18 protein-coding genes are annotated in these 18,288 nt (G+C 71.8%); 6 read left to right on the forward strand and 12 right to left on the reverse strand.

Translation table 11 applies throughout. The annotated features are described in order from the left end of the window. Positions 1-41 precede the first annotated feature (41 nt). Complete coding sequence (locus AB0B50_RS27665; protein ID WP_362337436.1) at positions 42-230, forward strand: DUF1272 domain-containing protein; 189 nt, start codon at positions 42-44, stop codon at positions 228-230. Positions 231-266: 36 nt separating this feature from the next. On the opposite strand, the gene AB0B50_RS27670 is transcribed toward AB0B50_RS27665, so the two are convergent. From AB0B50_RS27670 to AB0B50_RS27680, 3 genes are all read right to left on the reverse strand, one after another. Next, positions 267-1,160, reverse strand: coding sequence for an endo alpha-1,4 polygalactosaminidase (locus tag AB0B50_RS27670; protein WP_362337439.1), 894 nt, complete (start codon positions 1,158-1,160; stop codon positions 267-269). 17 nt (positions 1,161-1,177) lie between these two features. After that, complete coding sequence (locus tag AB0B50_RS27675; RefSeq protein WP_362337442.1) at positions 1,178-2,068, reverse strand: SGNH/GDSL hydrolase family protein; 891 nt, start codon at positions 2,066-2,068, stop codon at positions 1,178-1,180. An 84-nt stretch (positions 2,069-2,152) separates the two neighbouring features. After that, on the reverse strand, positions 2,153-2,683 hold the full coding sequence (locus AB0B50_RS27680; RefSeq protein ID WP_362337445.1) for a hypothetical protein: 531 nt from the start codon (positions 2,681-2,683) through the stop codon (positions 2,153-2,155). A 190-nt stretch (positions 2,684-2,873) separates the two neighbouring features. Between AB0B50_RS27680 and AB0B50_RS27685 the strand changes: the two genes are divergently transcribed. Further along, a complete protein-coding gene (locus AB0B50_RS27685) occupies positions 2,874-4,019 on the forward strand; it encodes a hypothetical protein (RefSeq protein WP_362337448.1) in 1,146 nt (381 codons plus the stop codon). Between the two features lie 99 nt (positions 4,020-4,118). Next, positions 4,119-4,541 (forward strand): hypothetical protein, encoded by a 423-nt coding sequence (locus AB0B50_RS27690; RefSeq protein ID WP_362337451.1) that lies wholly within the window; start codon positions 4,119-4,121, stop codon positions 4,539-4,541. Positions 4,542-5,161: 620 nt separating this feature from the next. Here the strand turns inward: AB0B50_RS27690 and AB0B50_RS27695 are convergent. Then, complete coding sequence (locus AB0B50_RS27695; RefSeq protein WP_362337454.1) at positions 5,162-7,015, reverse strand: ATP-binding cassette domain-containing protein; 1,854 nt, start codon at positions 7,013-7,015, stop codon at positions 5,162-5,164. A 212-nt stretch (positions 7,016-7,227) separates the two neighbouring features. Here AB0B50_RS27695 and AB0B50_RS27700 point away from each other — a divergent pair, with 212 nt between their 5' ends. After that, positions 7,228-7,998, forward strand: a complete 771-nt coding sequence (locus AB0B50_RS27700) for an SDR family oxidoreductase (RefSeq protein ID WP_362337456.1) — start codon at positions 7,228-7,230, stop codon at positions 7,996-7,998. 77 nt (positions 7,999-8,075) lie between these two features. Here the strand turns inward: AB0B50_RS27700 and AB0B50_RS27705 are convergent, their stop codons facing one another. Then, positions 8,076-8,975: a LysR family transcriptional regulator gene (locus AB0B50_RS27705; RefSeq protein WP_362337459.1), complete on the reverse strand. Its 900-nt coding sequence runs from the start codon at positions 8,973-8,975 to the stop codon at positions 8,076-8,078. A gap of 96 nt (positions 8,976-9,071) precedes the next feature. On the opposite strand from AB0B50_RS27705, the gene AB0B50_RS27710 reads away from it, so the two are divergent. Continuing rightward, the gene (locus AB0B50_RS27710; protein WP_362337462.1) at positions 9,072-9,560 is read left to right on the forward strand and encodes an NUDIX domain-containing protein; all 489 of its coding nucleotides are present in this window, start codon (positions 9,072-9,074) and stop codon (positions 9,558-9,560) included. 54 nt (positions 9,561-9,614) lie between these two features. Here AB0B50_RS27710 and AB0B50_RS27715 read toward each other — a convergent pair whose 3' ends face one another. Then, positions 9,615-10,100, reverse strand: coding sequence for a cupin domain-containing protein (locus AB0B50_RS27715; protein ID WP_362337465.1), 486 nt, complete (start codon positions 10,098-10,100; stop codon positions 9,615-9,617). 81 nt (positions 10,101-10,181) lie between these two features. Between AB0B50_RS27715 and AB0B50_RS27720 the strand changes: the two genes are divergently transcribed. Beyond that, positions 10,182-11,033 carry a LysR substrate-binding domain-containing protein gene (locus AB0B50_RS27720; protein WP_362337468.1) on the forward strand — a complete coding sequence of 284 codons (852 nt, stop codon included), beginning with the start codon at positions 10,182-10,184 and terminating at the stop codon, positions 11,031-11,033. A gap of 20 nt (positions 11,034-11,053) precedes the next feature. On the opposite strand, the gene AB0B50_RS27725 is transcribed toward AB0B50_RS27720, so the two are convergent. From AB0B50_RS27725 to AB0B50_RS27750, 6 genes are all read right to left on the reverse strand, one after another. Continuing rightward, positions 11,054-12,205 carry a DUF6596 domain-containing protein gene (locus AB0B50_RS27725; RefSeq protein ID WP_362337800.1) on the reverse strand — a complete coding sequence of 384 codons (1,152 nt, stop codon included), beginning with the start codon at positions 12,203-12,205 and terminating at the stop codon, positions 11,054-11,056. 17 nt (positions 12,206-12,222) lie between these two features. Beyond that, on the reverse strand, positions 12,223-12,630 hold the full coding sequence (locus AB0B50_RS27730; protein WP_362337471.1) for a YciI family protein: 408 nt from the start codon (positions 12,628-12,630) through the stop codon (positions 12,223-12,225). A 124-nt stretch (positions 12,631-12,754) separates the two neighbouring features. After that, on the reverse strand, positions 12,755-14,755 hold the full coding sequence (locus tag AB0B50_RS27735) for an ATP-binding cassette domain-containing protein (protein WP_362337473.1): 2,001 nt from the start codon (positions 14,753-14,755) through the stop codon (positions 12,755-12,757). Between the two features lie 91 nt (positions 14,756-14,846). Beyond that, positions 14,847-16,643, reverse strand: a complete 1,797-nt coding sequence (locus AB0B50_RS27740) for an ABC transporter ATP-binding protein (protein WP_362337476.1) — start codon at positions 16,641-16,643, stop codon at positions 14,847-14,849. Between the two features lie 83 nt (positions 16,644-16,726). Next, on the reverse strand, positions 16,727-17,905 hold the full coding sequence (locus tag AB0B50_RS27745; RefSeq protein WP_362337479.1) for a lanthionine synthetase LanC family protein: 1,179 nt from the start codon (positions 17,903-17,905) through the stop codon (positions 16,727-16,729). A 205-nt stretch (positions 17,906-18,110) separates the two neighbouring features. After that, a complete protein-coding gene (locus AB0B50_RS27750) occupies positions 18,111-18,287 on the reverse strand; it encodes a hypothetical protein (protein WP_362337482.1) in 177 nt (58 codons plus the stop codon). Position 18,288: the final 1 nt, after the last annotated feature.

The following is an 18,288-nucleotide window of genomic DNA, read 5'->3' on the forward strand; positions in this document are numbered from 1 at the left end:
GGCTACGAGTGGCCTCGGGCCTGGACTCGAAAGGACGACGAATGGCTCTGGAGATGCGCGACCGCTGCGAGCGGTGCGAGGAGGCGGCCCTGCCGCACGACGCGCCCGCCCGTATCTGTTCCTACGAGTGCACGTTCTGCGTGCCGTGTGCCGACGCCATGCGGGACGTCTGCCCCAACTGCGGGGGCGAGCTGGTCACCCGCCCCCGCCGAGCGGTGGCCGCCGCCTGAGGGCATCCCGCTGCCGGCCGGTCGGCAGTGCTGGTATCAGCAGTGCCGATACACGTACCCGTCCTCGTCGGCGGGGCGGACGTCGCGGTCGCGCAGGGTGATGGACAGGCCCTTGCCCCAGGTGCGGCAGGCGGTGTCGAAGTCCTTCTTCTCGTACTCGATGTCGAAGACCTTCCCGTCGTACGCCGACGCGAAGTCGGAGCACTCCTTGTAGGCGGCGCACTCCTCGGTCACGGCGAAGTCGAAGCCGATCCGGTCGCGCCGCTCAAGGAGATCGGTGGTGTTCTTCTGGGCGATGGCCAGGCCCTGGTCGTGGGCGCGGCGGGCCAGGAGCTCGGCGAAGGCCGCCGCGTCGTCGGGGGTGAGGCGGTCGTCGGAGCGTTCGTAGGAGTCGAGGTTGTCGGGCTCGACCGCGTCGAAGCCGGCCTTCGCGCAGCCGTCGATCCACTTGCCGACGATCTCGGCGAGCTGCGTGCGCTTCTTGCCGGTGGAGATGTCGAGCAGGGGCTCCTGCCAGTCCTCGTCGACGACCGGCTCCCCCTCGTCGTCGCGCAGGATCAGCGCGGGGTGCTCGCGTTCCCACCAGCGCGCGGCGTCCTTGCCGGGCTGGGCCTGGAAGGCGTTGACGTAACAGATGCTGTAGAGGCCCCGGACGGGATCGGCGGTGCGGTCGCGCGAGACGGCGCGCACCTTGGACGGGGGCGGGTAGGGGCCGCCGAGCTGGTAGTCGAAGGGAGCGTCGACGGGGGGCTGCCGGATGCTCCGGCTCTCGCTCTTCTCCCTGCCGTTGTCCTTGTCCTCTCCCTCGCCGCCGGAAGAGCAGGCGGCGAGGGAGAGGAGCAGCGCGCCGGCGACTCCGGTTCGCGCGATGTCCGTCATCCGCACGGCGCGGTTGTCACTGGTCCTGGTACGCGACTTGATCCCGATCACCTGACCAGGATCGCAGGTCAGGGAAGGTTCAGAACCTTCTCCGTCTGCTCGGCCATCCCCGCCTCACCGGCGGCGTTGGGGTGCACGGGAACGAAGTTCGTGCCGAACAGGACCGGCTCGATCCACCGCTGGTCGGCGGGACGGCAGGCGTCGTGCGCGTCGGAGGCGGCGGCCATGTCGACGAACGTCGCGCCGGTCTCCCCGGCGGCCCGCTGCGCCGCGCCGTTCAAGTGCGCCTGCAGATCGCGCAGGTAGGGGATGTCCCCCTCCGCGACGGGCAGCTTGGCGAAGCAGCCCGGCACGGCCTTGGCGGGAGTGATCCACGGGTAGCCGAGGATCGCGACCTTCGCCTTCGGGGATCTGGCCTTGATCTGGTTGAGGGCGGTCCTGATCGCCGGGTACGTCTTCGACTCGACCTGGTCCTTGAAGGTGTTGCCGTAGATGTTCTTGCACGGGCTTCCCTTGCCACCCGTGACGATGCCGGCGCTTCCGCAGGCGAGGATGGCGCCGATGAAGGTGTTGTTGTCGTTGCCGCCGATGGTGAGCGTCACGAGCTCCGTGTCGTTCTTGAGGGCGTCGAACTGCGGGGCCACGCCCGGGTATTGGGACGTGGTGAAGTCCTTGGTCTGCGCGCCGCCGCAGGTGACGTCCGTGAGCTTCGCGCCGAGCGAGGCGGCGAGGAGGTGCGGGTAGTTCTTCGTCGTACGGGCGCACAGCAGGGGTGCCTGGGGATCCAGGGGGAGCACGCCGGACCCGGCGCTGTAGCTGTCACCGAGGGCGACGTAGCGCAGTGGTTCCGAAGCCTCCGGGGTGTCGGCGGCGGCCGGTCCCGCGCCGAGGCCGAGGGCGGCGATTCCGGTGACGGCGGCAAGGGCCGCCACGGTGCGATGCTGTGCGGGCATCCGCATGAGCGTTCTCCTCCGGGCAGGGTCCGATCGGGCAGGTCTTCGCAGTCGGAGCCTGGGCACCGTAGTTGAGGATTCGACGGCTCACTACGTGTGGGGATGCGTATCCGTGGGGGGAGTTTTGGCATCTGCGTGACAAGGGAGGTCGGTCAGGACCACCATCTGATCGCTCGCGGCGTCGAACCCGAGGACGGGACGACTGCCGTCACCACCCTCGGCATCCATCAGCACCGGCTTGCCCAGTCGTCGGCCGATCGCCGAGAGGAAGCCGCAGAACACGTCGAGTCGTTGCTGGCCCTGGAGTTCCCGCAGGTCGACATCGAAGTCGATCTCCTCGGCCGCGTGGAAACGGAAGATCGCCAGCACATCGGGGGTCGGCCGGACCCGGAGCTGCGGGCACTCGGCGTCGTCCGGCCGGGACAGCACCGACTCCGCCCGAGGCAGCGGAAGCACTGTGTCTCCTTCGGAGTACCGGTACTGCCAGCCGTTGACCTCGACGAGGTCGAGGACGGCCTGCCAGTCGTCCACCGAGGTCTCCGGAACGTACACATCCGGAAGCGTTCCCATCACGTCGGCACAGAAGGCGCACTTGACGTCGTCCCACAACAAATCAGCCACCCCACCATCCTGCCCGCCCCGCTCCCACGGCACGGGCGGGGGCCCTCACCGAGGCCGTGATCATGTCCGTCGCGTCCCGAGACGTGCGTAATGCGTGGAGGGCGTGGGGAAACCGTGGGCGGGGTAGCGCTGTCATCGACAGGTTCACGGACCATACTGGTCGGGCCCCGACCACCGACAGAACGACTCCATGGCCAAGAACAGCTCCTCCACGATCACCGTCCCCGACGCCGTGTGGCTCGGGCGCGGGCGCCACCTCGGGCCCGAGCCCGAGCAGGACGTCCGACGCAACCTGATCGCCCTCAAAGCGGCGGGGGTGCTGGACGACTTCCTGGACCTCGACCCCGTCGAGGCGGCACGGTCCACCGTCCTGCACCCGCGCGACGAGTCCGCCGACCCCGGTCCGACGGCCCGCCGTGTCTTCGAGGCCCGCTGGCGCGTGGCCGACGACGTCACGGTGCGCGCCCAGTTGACCACGTACGACGCGGAGACCCGCCGCAAGGAGGGCGACGGCGTCACCTGGGTCCTCGCCGCCGAGGCGGAGCGGGCCTGGGACGCGCACTGGCCCTCGCCCGCCACCATGTTCTGGCCGGACAGCGACCGCGTCCCCTGGGACCACGACACCGTGCCCGGCGTGCGGATGCGGACGACGAACCATCTGCCCAAGGACGACGACGAACTGCGCCAGCGACTGCGGGACTGCACCCGGCAGAGCTGGTACATCCATGTCGTGGTGCACGAGGCGATGACGCCGGACGCGAAGGGGCAGCAGCCGCTGTCGGCGTTCCTGCCGCCGAGCCTGCGGCACCGGGTGGTCGAGCACCGGGGCACGCCGGAGCAGGCGCAGATCGCCGACTTCGCGATGAAGCGGGTGCTCGGCGTGCGGATGCCGCGCGGCGGCGCCGTCGTCCTGCCCACGGATCCGCAGACGCAGGGGTACGAGGCGGAGCGTTTCACGGTGCGCAGCGTCTTCCTGGACGGCTCGGAACCCACCGAACTCCTCGACAGGATCAAGGAGTTCGCGGCGCTGCCGCGACCCCTGCCGGCCGGCGCCGAGCCGGCCCTGACGCGGCTGCGCCAGGGCTGGCACCTGCTCACCCCGGACGAGGAACTGGCCCACGCCCAGGACATGGTCACCAAGTACGCGGAGGCGCTCGACGCCATGACGAAGTCCCGTGACCTGTACCAGGAGGCAGCCGAGGCGGCCCAGGCGGCGCTGGCCGAGGTGACGGGCGGCGACGGCGTGCCCCCGGCGCCGGGGACGGCCAAGTCGGAGGCCTCACCGCTGAGCGCTCTGACGAAGGCGTTCGGTCGCTTCAGGGACCCGAAGAAGTGAGCCCTGTTCCGTGAGCCGCTCCCCTTCGGGGAAACGCGGTCGTGGAGCACACCGGGTATGGGGGAGAATCTCCAGGTTCACTTGAGTACCAGGAGATTCATGCACAAGCGTCTGCCCCTGCTCACCGCCTGTCTCGCGCTCGCCGCTCTCGGCGCCACGGCATGCGGCTCGTCCGGTGACGGTGGCTCGAGCGCGTCGGAGGCACGGGCTTCCGCGTCCGCCTCCGCGTCCGCCTCGGTGGCCCCGTCAGGGAGCCCGTCGGCGGCCCCCGACGAAGTGCGCGGGCTGACGAAGCTGTCGGCCGCGTTCTATCTCAGGACGATCCGGAAGCACTACCCGGACCTGGACGGCATCGGCGACGACGTGCTCGTCGCTCATGGCGACGCGCTCTGCAGGGCCCGTGGCCAGGCCCTCGTCGACCAGGCCATCAAGACCAAGAAGGAACTCGGCCTCACGGGGAAGCAGGCTTCGCAGATCCTCGGCACGGCGCACGGCGCGTGCGGCAGGAACGCGTTGGGCTGAGGGTCGGCGATGACGGCAGGCGGGGGAGCTGGGGGAGCACGTCGTCACCGAGGTCGTCCCTGAGGGATTCCCCCGTACGTACGCGTCTTTCATGCGTGGACCGTGGAGGAGGACCCGGGACCGCGGCGGACGTGGCGGGAGACGGCCGAGGCCGCAGGTGCGCGGTACCACGCCGAACTGGCGGGCAGAGCGCTCCGGAAGGAAATACTCAGCCCGCCCGTCGGGGATCAGTGGCAGACTCCTGTCGCGGAGGCCGACCCCGCAACCCGGCGGGGCCTGGCGGACATTCTGGCGAGTGCCACAGCCCCGGGCCGGGCGATCTGTTTCAGCCATGAGCTCGCCAGAACCCTCTTCGACGAGAGGCCCGAGGTCCGGAAGTCCGCGCTGCCGGCTCTGGAAGCGGTCCGCATCCACATGGGCGAGGAGTGCGGGGGACCGGAGCACTGGTGGCCGGAAGACCGCACTCGGGTGGTCGGATGCGACTGGGATCTGAGCTCGACCTACGTCGCCTGCTCCGAAGAACTGGCCGCCCGGCTTGTCCGCAGCGACTTCATCGAGGCCCTCAGGGTGGCCCCCCACGGCCCGCGTCGAATGACGGCTGCGGCATCATCAACCCCCTCTCACCGGTCCTTGGCCAGGGCGACCAGTTCCGCGAAGAGGCCGCCGGCGTGCGCCAGGTCCTCGTACGTTCCCTGCTCGATGACGCGGCCCCGGTCCATGACGAGGATGCGGTCGGCGAGGCGTGTGTTCTCCAGTTGGTGGGTGACCACGATCGTCATGCAGGTGGCGGCGATGCGTTTGATCTCCAGGAAGATCTGGTGTTCTCCGCGTGGGTCCATTTGGGAGGTCGGCTCGTCCAGGATCAAGAGAGGGGTTCGGCGGTACAAGGCCCGTGCGCAGACGAGTCGTTGCCACTGGCCCCCGGAGAGCTCGGCGCCGCCGAAGAGTTCACGGGCCAGCAGCGTGTCGAGCTGCTTGGGCAGTTTCTCGATCGCTTCCCGCATCCCGACCGCGTCGACGGCCTTCCACACCAGGTCGTCGTCGAAGGTCTTGGGCTGGCCGAGGGTGATGTTCTCGCGCGTACGCAGCGGCCAGCAGGCATAGTCCTGCGGGACCAGCGCGGTGCGTGACCACACGGAGTCGGGGGAGGCGTCGGCCAGGTCGATGCCGTCCCAGCACACACGCCCCTTGTCGGCCAGCAGGATTCCGGTGATCAGCTTGGCGAGCGTGGACTTCCCTGACCCGTTCTCGCCGACGACGGCCAGGATCTCGCCGCGGCGCAGGGTGAGCGAGACACCGTCGACGGCGGGTTCGTCCTTGCCGGGGTACCTGTAGACGACCTCGTCGAGGCGGATCTCCTCCACCCGCTCGGGGATGGTCGAATCGCCGCGCTGGGGAGCGCGTTCGGTCGCCATGTCCAGGAACGACCGCATGTCGGCGAGGTACAGCGACGTGTGGAACAGCGCGGCGCCGTAGATGACGAACTGCGACAGCGCGGCCAGGGTGGTCTGGACGGCGACCACCGCGGTGGCCGCCACCGGAAGCGCGACACGGCCGGTGGTCGCCAGCCACGCGAGGGTGGCCCAGGTGCAGAGGAGGAAGACCCCGCCGAGGGCACTGGTCGCCAGGACGATGCGCAGCATGCGCGGCGCGGCGGTCAGGGTGCGCTCGTCGATGCGCTCGGACAGGGCCCGGTACCAGTAGATGACGTAGTCGGTCATGCCGTTGGCGCGGACCTCGTCCCCGTGGCGGGGGAAGGTGGCCCACCACCGCATCATGCCGCGTACGTTGCGGTCACCGACGTTGGCGTAGTGGGTCTCGTAGTCGACGCGTGCGGAGAGCACGGCGCCCAGACCTGCCGGGAGTACGGCGAGCAGGAGCAGAGGCAGCATCATCCAGTGCAGCAACGTGATGACACCGCCCGCGGCGATCATGCGGACCAGGGCCGCCATGAACCGCTGGGCGTCCGCGACCATCAGCCGCGTGCGCGTGACACCGACCTCGGCCGCCTCCTGCCGGTCGGAGAATCCGGCCTCCCCGTACGTGGCGGCCTCGACACGGCACACCGCGGAGACGAGGGCGACGTCCGCCTCCGTCATCAGGAGCGGCGTGATCCTTCCGTCGGCGTAGGAGGACAGCGCGCCGCTGATACGGCCCGCGCTCGCGGCCGCGGCGACCACGACCAGGGCGGGCAGCGCGGCGTGCAGACGTTCGGACACCTGCCCGCTGCCCAGGATGTGGGTCATGGCCTTCGCGGTGAACGCGAGGAGCAGGGCGGCCGAGGCACCGGCGAGCGCCTGGCAGGCGAGCAGCAGCGCGGCGGCGGTGCGGTCCACGGTCCATGCCATGCGGGCGGTGTGCCGCAGCACCGAGGGGAGCCGCCCGCACATCTTCTTGAAACTGGCCTCTGCCAGCGGGTTCTTGGCCTGCTTCCCCCCGAAGGAGAGGCGGGCGGGGGGAGGAGGGGGTGGCATCCCCCCGTTCGAGGTCGCGGCGTCAGCAGCAGTCACCTGCATCCCTCCCAGAGGTCGAACCTCGCACACCACGGACGTCGGGGGCGCCCTATAGGGGCTGCTGATATTTCGTCTTTGCCGCGCGTTCTTTTCCGTCCGTACGGTGAAACAGCTCGCCGAGTACTTCTCCGTCGGGCAGTTGACCCTTACGCAATGTTGAGAGGAACGCAGGAATGACCACGATCGAGAACGGTTCCGGGACGCGGGAACTGAAAGGAAAGCGGGCCCTGGTCACGGGTGGCACCCGCGGCATCGGGGCGGCCGTCGTGCGCCAACTCCTGGACGCGGGTGCCGAGGTGCTCACCACCGCACGGTCGGTGGCGGGCGAGGCGCCCGAGGGTGCCGGTTTCGTGGCGGCCGACGTGCGGACCCGGACCGGCGTCGAGGCGCTCGCCCTGGCCGCGCAGGAGCGGCTCGGCGGGGTGGACATCCTGGTCCACAACGCGGGCGGGGCAGGCCCGTTCAAGGGTGCGCTGGCCATCCCCGACGAGGAGTGGCAGAACGCCCTTGATCTGAACTTCCTGGCCTCGGTGCGGCTGGACGCGCTGCTGGCACCGGGGATGCGGGAGAGGGGTTCGGGGGCGGTCGTGCACGTCTCATCGGCGGCGGTGCCCACCGCGGCACCCCCATTCCTGCACTACGTGGCGGCGAAGGCGGCGCTGGAGGCCTACAGCCGGGGAATGGCCGCGGAGTTGGCCCCGTTCGGCATCCGGGTCAACACCGTCTCGCCCGGCCGAACCGCCACCCCTGGCGGTGAGCGGACACGGGAGCAGTGGGCACGCCTGGACCAGGGGCCGGGCCAGGACACCACCACCCCTCCGCTGGGGCGTGACGGCCGGCCCGACGACATCGCCGACGCGGTGTTGTTCCTCCTGTCCGACCGGGCGAGCTGGCTGACCGGGAGCAGCCTCGTCGTGGACGGCGGCGAATTCCCCAGGGGCTGACACCGAAAGGAACAAGGAATTCCGGAGTCCTGGCCTCGACGAATAGGGACCAGTGGGACTCGCCTTCTTCTCGGCCGTCAGGGCTTCGGCGAGAAGGAGGCGGATTTGAACCATGTCTCTTGGCGCAGGAATTCGAGCAGCGTTGTCTCCGCCGGGCCCGCGCCGGGCCGGACCGCGGCGACGACGGGCTGGGAGACGGCCGGGAACACCGGGCGCGCGAGGTGCTCGTGACCGTGCGGGACCGCGGAGGCCGGGACGAGCGTCACCCCGAGGCCGTGCGCGGCCCAGCGCACGGCCGTCGCCGTCTGGGACACGCGGGCGACGGTGGCCGGGGTCAGGCCGTTGTCCCGCAGGACGTCCTGCAGTACGCCGTCGAGTGCGCTGTTGTGGTCGAACCTCACCCACGTCTCCTGGCCCAGAGCGCTCAACTCGACCCGTTCCAGCGCCAGTTGTGGGTGCCCGGACTCAAGGACCACGACGAACTCCTCGTCGCCGAGGTGGTGACCTTCGTAGACGGCTTCCCCGCACGGCCCGGCCATCAGGGCGAAGTCCAGCACGCCCCGGCGCGCGAGGCGCTCGAGCTCGGCGCGGTTCGGCTCCTCGAAGACGGTGACCTCAAGGCGCGGGAAACGGCGGCGCAGCGAACCCAGGGCGCCCGGCAACTGCCGTGTGCCGAGGCCCATCTGCGCCGCGACCACCAGCTCGCCGACCAGTTCGTCGGCACCGGCCCGCGCCGTCGCCCTGGCCCTCCGTGCCGCGCGCACCGCGGTCTCCGCGTCCCGCAGGAACGCGCGGCCGACCGAGGTGGGCACAAGGCCGGTCGGCGTGCGGGCGAAGAGCTCCACGCCGAGTTCGCGCTCCAGGCCGCGGATCTGCTGGGACACCGACGGCTGAGCGACGTGCAGCCGCTCTGCCGCCGCCGTCACCGAGCCCTCCTCGGCAACGGCCAAGGCGTACTCGAACTGGCGAAGGCTCATGGGCTCCCGTCCCCTCCCTGCTGCGGGCCACCCCGTTGTCGTCGTGGCATGAGTAGCAAGAGGCAGGAGGCTCCCGTTATTTCATAGAGTTCGATCATGTCTTCGCTGAAGTTGCGCCACTCGGTTCGTGCGGTCCTCCTGGACGAGGAGGACCGCGTACTGCTGTGCCGGTGTCTGGTCCCTGGCGGCGAGGTCGTCTGGATCACTCCGGGAGGCGGCATCGAGGAGGGGGAGACGGCGCACGCGGCGCTGCGGCGCGAGCTGCACGAGGAGGTCGGGCTCGTCTTCGACGGCCCGCTGCGGCATGTGTGGCATCAAGAGCTCGTCGGACCCGGGTACGCGGAGGGCCACGACGGAGTCATCAACGACTACTTCCTGGTACGCACCACGGCATTCGAGCCGGGCGGCGCCCTGTCGAACAGCGAGCTCGCCGCGGAGAACATCACGGCGTTCCGGTGGTGGCGGACGAGCGAGATCGCCGACTGGCGCGGGCCGGAGCTGTTCGGTCCGCGCGACATGGCGACTGCGCTGAATGCGTTGATTGCCGAGGGAGTTCCCGACCAGCCGCTCCTTCTTGGTCTGTGAGCCTTGGTCTGTGAGCTTGGTCCGTGAGCTTGGTCCGTGTGCCGTGGGCCTCCGTCAGGCGAAGTCGATGGCGGGCTCGGTGGCATAGCGGCTCATCGTCCGGATGTTCGCCTGTGGGGTCATTCTCCCGCCGTCGGCCGTGATGCCCTGCAGATCACGGAAGTACTGCACGTACAGATCCGGCGTGAAGATGCTGAGCATGACGGCCGGTTGGTCGGACGCGTTGGCGAAGGTGTGCGGGGCGCCGGGCGGGACCATCACGAACGTGCCTGCGGGCGCGTCGTGTTCGGAGTCGCCCACAGTGAACCGCACCGTGCCGGAGAGGATGTAGAAGCCCTCGTCGTGCCGTGCGTGACGGTGCTGAGGCGGGCCCGGGGTGCGCGGCGCGAGGACGGACTCGGTGACCCCGAGGCGGTGTTCGGTACTGCTGCCGTCCTCCAGGACGCGCATGCGCGTGGTGCCGAGAAGGATCGTCTCGCCGTCGTCCGGGCCGACCACCGAGACGGCGGGGACTTCGGTCTGTGGTTCATCAGTCGTCATGCGTCGATTCCACCGCCGAGGTGGCTCGGCTGTCCAAGACCCGATCCGCGGCCTCGATACCGTACGGGTATCGTGCGCGCCATGGACCTACGCACGCTGCGCTACTTCGTGGCGGTCGCCGAGGAACTCCACTTCGGACGGGCCGCCGTCCGTCTGCACATGAGCCAGCCGCCGCTGAGCCGGGCCATCAAGCAACTGGAGAAGGAAGTCGGCGCCGCCCTCCTCGACCGGTCATCGGCCGGAGTCGCGCTCACCGCGGTGGGCGCCGTCCTGCTCGACGAGGCGCGCGCCCTGCTCGACCACGCGGACCGGGTACGCGTACGGGTCGCCGCGGCGGCCGGGTCCGCGATCCTCACCGTCGGCATCCTGGGGGACAGCACCGACCCGGACGCGACACGCCTCGCCGACGCCTACCGCCGACGGCGCCCGCACGTCGAGGTCCGCGTCCGCGAGACCGATCTCACCGACCCCACCTGCGGGTTGCACACCGGAGCGGTCGATGTCGCCCTGACCCGGGGGCCGTTCGACGAAACCGGCCTGACCGTGCGGGAGGTGCGCGCCGACCCGGTGGGCGTGCTCCTGCGCTCCGACGATCCGCTGGCGGACAGCGCCGTTCTGAAGTCGGCCGACCTCGCCGACCGCCGCTGGTTCCGCTTCCCGGAAGGCACCGACCCCCTCTGGCAGGCGTATTGGCACGGTGACGAGCCGCGCGAGGGGCCAGTGGTGCGAGCCGTCCAGGAATGTCGGCAGGCCGTTCTCTGGAACGGCACGGTCGGCATGACGCCCCTGGTTCACGAGCCGGTACCAGGGCTCACCGTGGTGCCGCTGACCGACATGCCGCCGAGCCGCGTGGTGGTGGCATGGAACGACGGCGACACGAATCCTCTGGTGCGCTCCTTCGTCCAGAGCGCGATCATCGCCCACCGGCACTGATGGGCGTGGCGTCATGCCCGTCAACGTACCTGTTGCCGACCGGAGTTGATCCGTGCCGCCTGGCGCGTCAGGTGGTCGCGTTCGGCGAGGTTCTGTGCCTTCTGTGCGGCCTCCGCGTACAGCCGTGCTGCCGTCCTCAGGTCGCCGTCGCGCTCGTGGAGGTACGCCGCCGCAGCGGTGTGACGAGGCAGCGACGCGTCCAGTTCCGCCAGCGCCGCCAGGCCCGCGCGCGGTCCGTCGGCCTCGCCGACGGCCACCGCGCGGTTGAGCCGGACGACCGGGCTTTCGGTCAGGCGGGCGAGCTCGTCGTACCACTCGACGATCTGCACCCAGTCGGTCTCCCCGGCGGTGGGTGCGTCCGCGTGGAGCGCCGCGACGGCGGCCTGGGCCTGGAACTCGCCGAGGCGGTCGCGGGCCAGGGCCGCCTGCAGGACGGCGACGCCCTCGGCGATCGATTCCGTGTCCCACCGGCTCCGGTCCTGCTCGGCGAGCGGCACCAGGCACCCGTCGGGCGCGGTCCGCGCGGCGCGCCGGGCGTGGTGGAGCAGCATGAGGGCGAGCAGCCCCGCCACCTCGGGATGGTCGATCGCGGCCGCGAGCTGCCGGGTGAGGCGGATGGCCTCGGCGGCGAGGTCGACGTCGCCGGAGTAGCCCTCGTTGAAGACCAGGTACAGGACGCGCAGCACGGTCGCCACGTCGCCGGGCCGGTCGAAGCGGGCGCCGGAGACCGTGCGCTTGGCGCGGCTGATGCGCTGCGCCATGGTCGCCTCGGGCACCAGGTAGGCCTCGGCGATCTGGCGGGTGGTGAGGCCGCCGACGGCGCGCAGCGTGAGCGCGACCGCGGACGACGGTGTCAGTGACGGGTGCGCGCACAGGAAGTAGAGCTGGAGCGTGTCGTCCGCGGAGGCCGCGGGCCCCGGCGTCGGTTCCTCGTCCACGCGGTCCTCACGCCTGCGCCGCGCGGTGTCCGCACGCGTCGCGTCGAGGAACTTGCGCCAGGCCACGGTGACCAGCCAGCCCTTCGCGTCGCGCGGAGGGTCGGCGGGCCACACGCGGATCGCTTCGACCAGCGCGTCCTGCACGGCGTCCTCGGCCGCCGCGAAGTCGGCTCCGCGGCGGACGAGGACGGTGAGGACGTTCGGGGTGAGGCTCCGGAGCAGGGCCTCGTCCATGGGGGACACGGGTGGGGTCACTCCGTGACGGTGTGCGACGCGGACAGGAAGGGGCGCAGCTCCAGCCACTCGTGGATCGGCTTGCCGCCCGCTCCGGGAGCGGCCGACAGCTCCCCGGCCAGTTCGAGGGCGCGCTCGTAGCTGTCGACGTCGATGACCATCCAGCCGGCGATGAGGTCCTTGGTCTCGGCGAACGGGCCGTCGGTGACCGGCGGGCGGCCCTCGCCGTCGTACCGGACGAACGTCCCCTCGGGAGCGAGCGCCTGGCCGTCGACGTACTCACCGGTCTTCTCGAGCCGGTCCGCGAAATCCCGCATGTACTGGATGTGGGCCGAGATCTCCTCCGGCGTCCACTGGTCCATGGGGGCGTCGTTCACCGCGGTCGGGGCGCCGCGGTAGTGCTTGAGCAGCAGGTACTTGGCCATGGTGTCTCTCCTTGGTGCGGCTGCGACCCATTGTGGTCGCGTTCACCCCTGGGACGGAGCCGGTCGCGGGTTCTCGACATCGCCGCTCAAGATTCTTTCGGTTCGTGCGGACGGCGCCCCTGACTCATGACGCGCTGCCGCGCATACCCAGGCGGTACAGCTCGGCGTACAGGCCGTCGTGGGCGAGCAGCCGGTCGTGGCTTCCCCTCTCGCGGATCGTCCCCCCGTCGAGGACCACGATGAGGTCCGCCATGCGTACGGTCGCGAAGCGGTGGGAGACAAGGACCGTGACGGGCGGGGCGGCCGAGGTGCGGGAAGCCGCCGTGAACCGCGTGAACAGATCGTGCTCGGACGCCGCGTCGAGACTCGCGGTCGGCTCGTCGAGGATCAGCAGCGCGGGCCGCTCCCGCATGGTCGCGCGGCTCATGGCGACCTTCTGCCACTGGCCGGTGGACAGGTCGACGCCGCCGGGGAAGGCCGCGCCGAGCTGGGTGTCCAGGCCCTGCGGGAGCAGGGCGGGGAGCGCCGCGCCGCCGCCACGGCGCAGCGCTCCGTCCACGGCGTGCGGGGCGTCGGCGCGCGGCAGGTCGCCGAGGCCCACCGCGGTGCGCAGGGTGAATTCGAAGCGCTGGAAGTCCTGGAAACAGGCGGTGAGCGCCCGGCGCCAGGCGTGCACGTCGAACGTGGCGATGTCCGTCCCGTCGTACGTGATGGTCCCCGACGTCGGCTCGTACATCCGGCACAGCAGCTTGGCCAGCGTGGTCTTGCCCGCCCCGTTCTCGCCGACGACGGCGAGCGTCGTCCCCGCGGGGACGCGCAGGCACACGTCGCTCAGGACGGGCCGTTCCGCGCCCGGATACGTGAACGACACGTGGTCCAGGACGAGTTCGCCGCCCGGCCGCGGCGCCGTGCGCGCCGATCCCGGCCGGGTGGCCGCGTTCTCCGGGAGCGCCGCGTGGTCGGCGAGCCACAGGAAGTGGCCTGCCGCGCGCAGGGCGTGCTGCAGCCACGAGCCGAGCGCGACCATCCCCGACACGGAACCCAGGAGCTGCGCGCCGAGCACGAGGGTGAGCACCACGTCGCCGGGCGTGCCCTGGTCCCTCGCCACCGCGACGATGGCCAGCAGGACCCCGCCGAGATACCCGGCGGCGAAGACCAGCCAGCCGCCGCCCGACCACACCGCCGCCCGGGTGTCGGCCCTGCCGCGGTGGCGGACGACGTCGTCGTGCAACGCCTCGTGGCGGCGGGCGAGTTCGTCGGCGAGGCCGTAGATCCGTATCTCGCGGGCGGCCTCGGGGGAGCAGGACAGTTCGAGGAGGGTGCGGCGCAGCCGGTCTGCCTCGGCCGTCTCCGCCTCCGCGCGCCCGATGAGTGTGTTGCCCCGCTGGGCCGCGGCGACCGTCGGCAGCGCGAAGAGCGGCAGGGCGAGCAGCGCGGGGTGGACGGTGACGAGCAGCGCCAGGGTGGTGCCGAGGCCGAACAGCGCCCGCAGGTTCTCCACGAGCGCGCCGAAGGCCCCGCCGAGCTGCCCGCGGTGGGCGCGCAGCAGGTCCATGCGGTCGAGGTAGCCGGGGTGCTCGTGGTGGGTGAGGGCGGGGATGCCGCCCGTCAGCCGGATGAGCCGCCGGTCCAGGTGCAGCCCGACCTGCTGCTGGAGGTGGATGCGGAGCGCGGAGACGAACGCGCCCGCCGCGTACGTGGTGACGACCGCGGCGACCAGCAGCGCGGCCGCGGTCAGCGCGGGCCGCAGCTCGTGGCGGAGCGCGGCGTCGGTGGCCTCACGGATGGCGAGACCGCTGACGACGCCGCAGCCGCCGACGACCGGGGCGAGCGCCAGGACGAGGACGGCCCTGCGGGCGTCGGCATGGAACGCGGTGACGATCAGCAGGGCCCCGGCCCGCAGGTGCGTGCGGACCTGACGCAGGGGGCGCTCGTCGGGCGTGGGCGGTGTCTTGGGGGTGGCGCCTTCCTGGGTACGGGGTGTCTTGGGCGTGGGTCCCTCCCGCGTGGGCGGCGTCTCAGGCGTGGTGCCTTGCCGTGTGGGGGGTGTTTTGGGCGTGGCGCCCTCCCGCGTGGGCGGTGTCTTGGGGGTGGCGCCTTCCTGGGTACGGGGTGTCTTGGGCATGGGTCCCTCCCGCGTGGGCGGCGTCTCAGGCGTGGTGCCTTGCCGTGTGGGCGGTGTCGTGGGCGTGGCGTTCTCCCGCGTGCCCGGCGTCTCAGGCATGGGTCCCTCCCGCGTACGCGGCGCTCTGCAGTGCGAACGCCCTTGCGTACGGGCCGTCTTGGGCGACGAGTTCCTCGTGGCTGCCCTGCTCGACGATGCGGCCGCCGTCCAGGTAGCAGATGCGGTCGGCGAGGCGTACGGTCGCGAACCGGTGCGAGATCAGGACGGTCGTGAGCCCTCGGGTGAGGTCCAGGAACCGCTCGTACAGCTCGGCCTCGGCCCGCACGTCCAGGTGCGCGGTGGGCTCGTCCAGGACCAGGACCCGGGCGCCGTGCTCCACCGCGTACAGGGCCCGCGCCAGGGCCAGCCGCTGCCACTGTCCTCCCGACAGGTCCGTGCCGTCGGTGAAGCGCCGGGACAGGGGCGTGTCCCAGGCGAGGGGCAGCCCGGCGAGCACGGGGTGGAGACCCGCGAGGCCCGCGGCACCGGCCAGGGCCGAGTCTCCCCGGGGGCGGTCCACCGCGCCGAACCCGACGTTGTCCCGCGCGGGAAGTTCATAGCGTACGAAGTCCTGGAAGACCACGGCGAGTTGGCGACGCCATGCGTCGACGTCGAAGGCCCGCAGGTCACGGCCGTCGACGGTGACGAGCCCCGCCACCGGGTCGTAGAGCCGGGCGAGCAGCTTGACCAGAGTGGTCTTGCCCGCGCCGTTGCCGCCGACCACGGCCAGCGAACTGCCCGCGGGGAGCCACAGATCGAGCCCGTCGAGCACGGGGGTGCCGGCTCCGGGGTATGCGAACACCGTCCCCTCGAAGCGGATCCCGGCCCGCGGCAGCCCCGCGGCCGGACGCACGCCGCTCACCACCGTGTCCCGCTCCGGGAGCGCGGCCACCTCGAGCGCGGGCGGCACGGCGGCGCTCGCCCGGGTCAGCGTCCACTGCAGATCGCCGAGCCAGCCCAGCGCGGCGGTGCCGACGACGGCCTGGAGGAACACCGTCGTGCGGGCCACCCCGACCTGGCCGTGGGCGGACTCCACGGCGAGCGGCACCAGGACCGCCGCGTGCGCGGAGGCAAGGAGGACGAACGACACCGTGCCGCTCGCCGCCGCCCGGCCCCGCCCCGCGCCCACCTGCCCCACGCCCGTCCGCCACGCGCGCGTGAAGCGGTCCACCAGCCACGGGGTCAGCCCGAAGACGCGGATCTCCTTGGCCGCGGCGCCGCCGAGCGCCACGTTCCGCACGTACTCGGCGTTCCGCAGCTCCGTCGTCGAACCCGCCTGGACGTCCACCGCGCGGCGGACCTCACGGTCCCGCCAGACCCCCGTCAGCGTCCACGCCGCGATCAGCGGAAGCGGCGCCCACCAGTGGAATCCCAGGAGCAGCACGGCCGACGTCGCCCCCGCCAGACGTGCGGAGACGAGTGCCGGGAGTGCCGTCACCGCCTGCGCCACGGGAAGCGTTCCCGTGCTCTGCCCCTGGGCGAGCAGCAGCCGGTCGGCGACCTCCGGGCTTTCGAGTGGCGCGATGCCCGCGGGGCGCAGCGTGCCGCGCAGGACGAGCCGCGCGGTGCTGCCCGCCACCCGTCGGCCGAGCCGGCACGCGGTGAGCTCGACGGCGGGCTCCACCAGGATGCTCGCCACATACACGGCGCTCACCACGGCGAACGCCACCAGCACACCGTGCCCCGCGGCCGAATCGAGCCCGCCCGTGGCATCGGGCAGCCGGCCCACCAGCACCCCGGTGCTCAGCATCAGCGCGGGCGCCAGGGCGGCATCGACGAGCACCAGCGCGAGCAGTGCCGCGGTCAGGGGCAGCGAGGCGTGGGGCAGCAGCCGGAGCAGGGAACGCACGGGCTTCGGCGTCGGCCCAGGTGTCGGTGCTGGCGTCGGTTTCGGTGCCGACGTCGGTGTCCGCGTCGTGGGGCGCATCGCCGTCACCGCAGCCCGAAGGCGGGCAGCCAGGTGCGGTTGCCGGTCTCCAGGGTGAGCAGCGCGGCGCACGCGCCGGTGGCGCCGGTCAGCAGCGTGCCGTCCCGCTCCGCGAGCTCCGCCACCTCTTCGAGCCGCTCCACGAGACGGCCCACCAGACGGTCGCGCAACGCCGCGGCCCCCGGCAGGCGCGCGTGCCGGTCGAAGGCGTCGCACACCAGGGCCAGGCCCGGCAGCCCGTGGCACAGCGTCAGATCGGGCCGGTCGGCCTCCTCGTCGTAGCCGCGCAGGAAGGACGCGGCGACGTGCAGCGCGAACTCCCGCAGCGGCGCGTCGTCCAGGACCCGTCCGGTCTCCCACAGCGCCCACGCGATGCCGGGCGTTCCGTAGCACCAGGTCAGCGGGCGGCTCGGCAGGTGCGCCAGGTCCCCGGCGGGCGGCCACGCGATGACGTTGCGGACCCCCGACTCGTACCGCGTGAGATACCAGGAGGCCAAGTGGTCCAAGGACAGGGTCAGTTCAGGGGTGAGGCCGGTCGCGTCCGCGGCGCGGCACATCGCCAGGGCGACCCCGGCGGCGCCGTGCGCGGCACCCGAGTTGACGCGGCCGTGGTTCCAGCCGCGCATGTCCTCGCCCTTGTACTGGCCGACTCGCAGGCGCGCAAGGCCGACGCCGTCGCACAGCGAGGTCAGGTGCCCGACGGAGTGCGCGAGATCGCCCCGGGTGCACGCGGGATCCGAGGCCAGCGCGAGGACCGTCCCTGCCGTACCGGTCACCAAGTCGTAGTCGTACCAGGCCAGTTCCCGGTCGTGCCAGCGGCCCGCGGAGCCCGCCAGTTCACGGAAGGCGAGGCCCGCGAGACCGCCGAGTCCGGGCCAGACGGCCGCCGCGGTGCGCAGGCCGAGCAGATATCCGCCGAGCCCCCAGCCGAACAGGCCCGGGTGAGTGCAGCCGTGCCGGAGCTGGCGCAGCCAGGCGGCGAGGGCCCGGGACGGGGGCGTCTCCACCGGTGGTGGGCCGCCGCCGGTCGAGGTGGCCGCCGCGGTCAGGGCGGCGAGGACGGCGGGCCCGAAGTCGATGCTGTACTCCTCGCCCTGCTCGCCCTTGGGCGCGAGCGCGGCGAATGCCGTCAGGACATGGGCGGACACGGAAAGGGAGGTCGGTATCCGGTGGGTGGTGGTCATGGGGCGGCGGCCTTTCGCCGTGAGTCTTCGTGAAGCGATCAGGAAAGAGGGAGCGGTGGTGGCGCGAGAGGCGAACACGGCGCGGGCCGCCGAAGCCGATCGGCGTATACGGCTCCGGCGGCCCTTGTGCGGGGTGGGAGCGTCCGCCGGTCACTCCGGCGTGTCCGGCGGACAACCCCGCACGCTTCGCTGGGTCAGCGTGCCGTCACTGGGTGCAGGGGCAGGAGCCGGTGCACTTCGTGGCCGCGGTGCATCCCTGGGTGGTGCCCATGGTGCCGACCTTGAGGAGCTGCGCGTCGTCGAACTGGGTCTCCAGCTGGTCGATGAGCGCGTCGACGTCGTCGAGTACGAAGGAGTCGTTCTCGGTGGCGTTGTTGTCCATT

This window comes from Streptomyces sp. NPDC041068, from assembly GCF_040647455.1.
Taxonomy (GTDB): Bacteria; Actinomycetota; Actinomycetes; order Streptomycetales; family Streptomycetaceae; genus Streptomyces.

Bases quoted from the DNA above. Each gene is read 5' to 3' on its own strand.
- AB0B50_RS27665 (WP_362337436.1), top strand. From the start codon at position 42: ATGGCTCTGGAGATGCGCGACCGCTGCGAGCGGTGCGAGGAGGCGGCC.
- AB0B50_RS27675 (WP_362337442.1), bottom strand. From the start codon at position 2,068: ATGCGGATGCCCGCACAGCATCGCACCGTGGCGGCCCTTGCCGCCGTC.
- AB0B50_RS27685 (WP_362337448.1), top strand. From the start codon at position 2,874: ATGGCCAAGAACAGCTCCTCCACGATCACCGTCCCCGACGCCGTGTGG.
- AB0B50_RS27690 (WP_362337451.1), top strand. From the start codon at position 4,119: ATGCACAAGCGTCTGCCCCTGCTCACCGCCTGTCTCGCGCTCGCCGCT.
- AB0B50_RS27695 (WP_362337454.1), bottom strand. From the start codon at position 7,015: ATGCCACCCCCTCCTCCCCCCGCCCGCCTCTCCTTCGGGGGGAAGCAG.
- AB0B50_RS27700 (WP_362337456.1), top strand. From the start codon at position 7,228: ATGACCACGATCGAGAACGGTTCCGGGACGCGGGAACTGAAAGGAAAG.
- AB0B50_RS27705 (WP_362337459.1), bottom strand. From the start codon at position 8,975: ATGAGCCTTCGCCAGTTCGAGTACGCCTTGGCCGTTGCCGAGGAGGGC.
- AB0B50_RS27710 (WP_362337462.1), top strand. From the start codon at position 9,072: ATGTCTTCGCTGAAGTTGCGCCACTCGGTTCGTGCGGTCCTCCTGGAC.
- AB0B50_RS27715 (WP_362337465.1), bottom strand. From the start codon at position 10,100: ATGACGACTGATGAACCACAGACCGAAGTCCCCGCCGTCTCGGTGGTC.
- AB0B50_RS27720 (WP_362337468.1), top strand. From the start codon at position 10,182: ATGGACCTACGCACGCTGCGCTACTTCGTGGCGGTCGCCGAGGAACTC.
- AB0B50_RS27725 (WP_362337800.1), bottom strand. From the start codon at position 12,205: ATGGACGAGGCCCTGCTCCGGAGCCTCACCCCGAACGTCCTCACCGTC.
- AB0B50_RS27730 (WP_362337471.1), bottom strand. From the start codon at position 12,630: ATGGCCAAGTACCTGCTGCTCAAGCACTACCGCGGCGCCCCGACCGCG.
- AB0B50_RS27735 (WP_362337473.1), bottom strand. From the start codon at position 14,755: ATGCCCAAGACACCCCGTACCCAGGAAGGCGCCACCCCCAAGACACCG.
- AB0B50_RS27745 (WP_362337479.1), bottom strand. From the start codon at position 17,905: ATGACCACCACCCACCGGATACCGACCTCCCTTTCCGTGTCCGCCCAT.
- AB0B50_RS27750 (WP_362337482.1), bottom strand. From the start codon at position 18,287: ATGGACAACAACGCCACCGAGAACGACTCCTTCGTACTCGACGACGTC.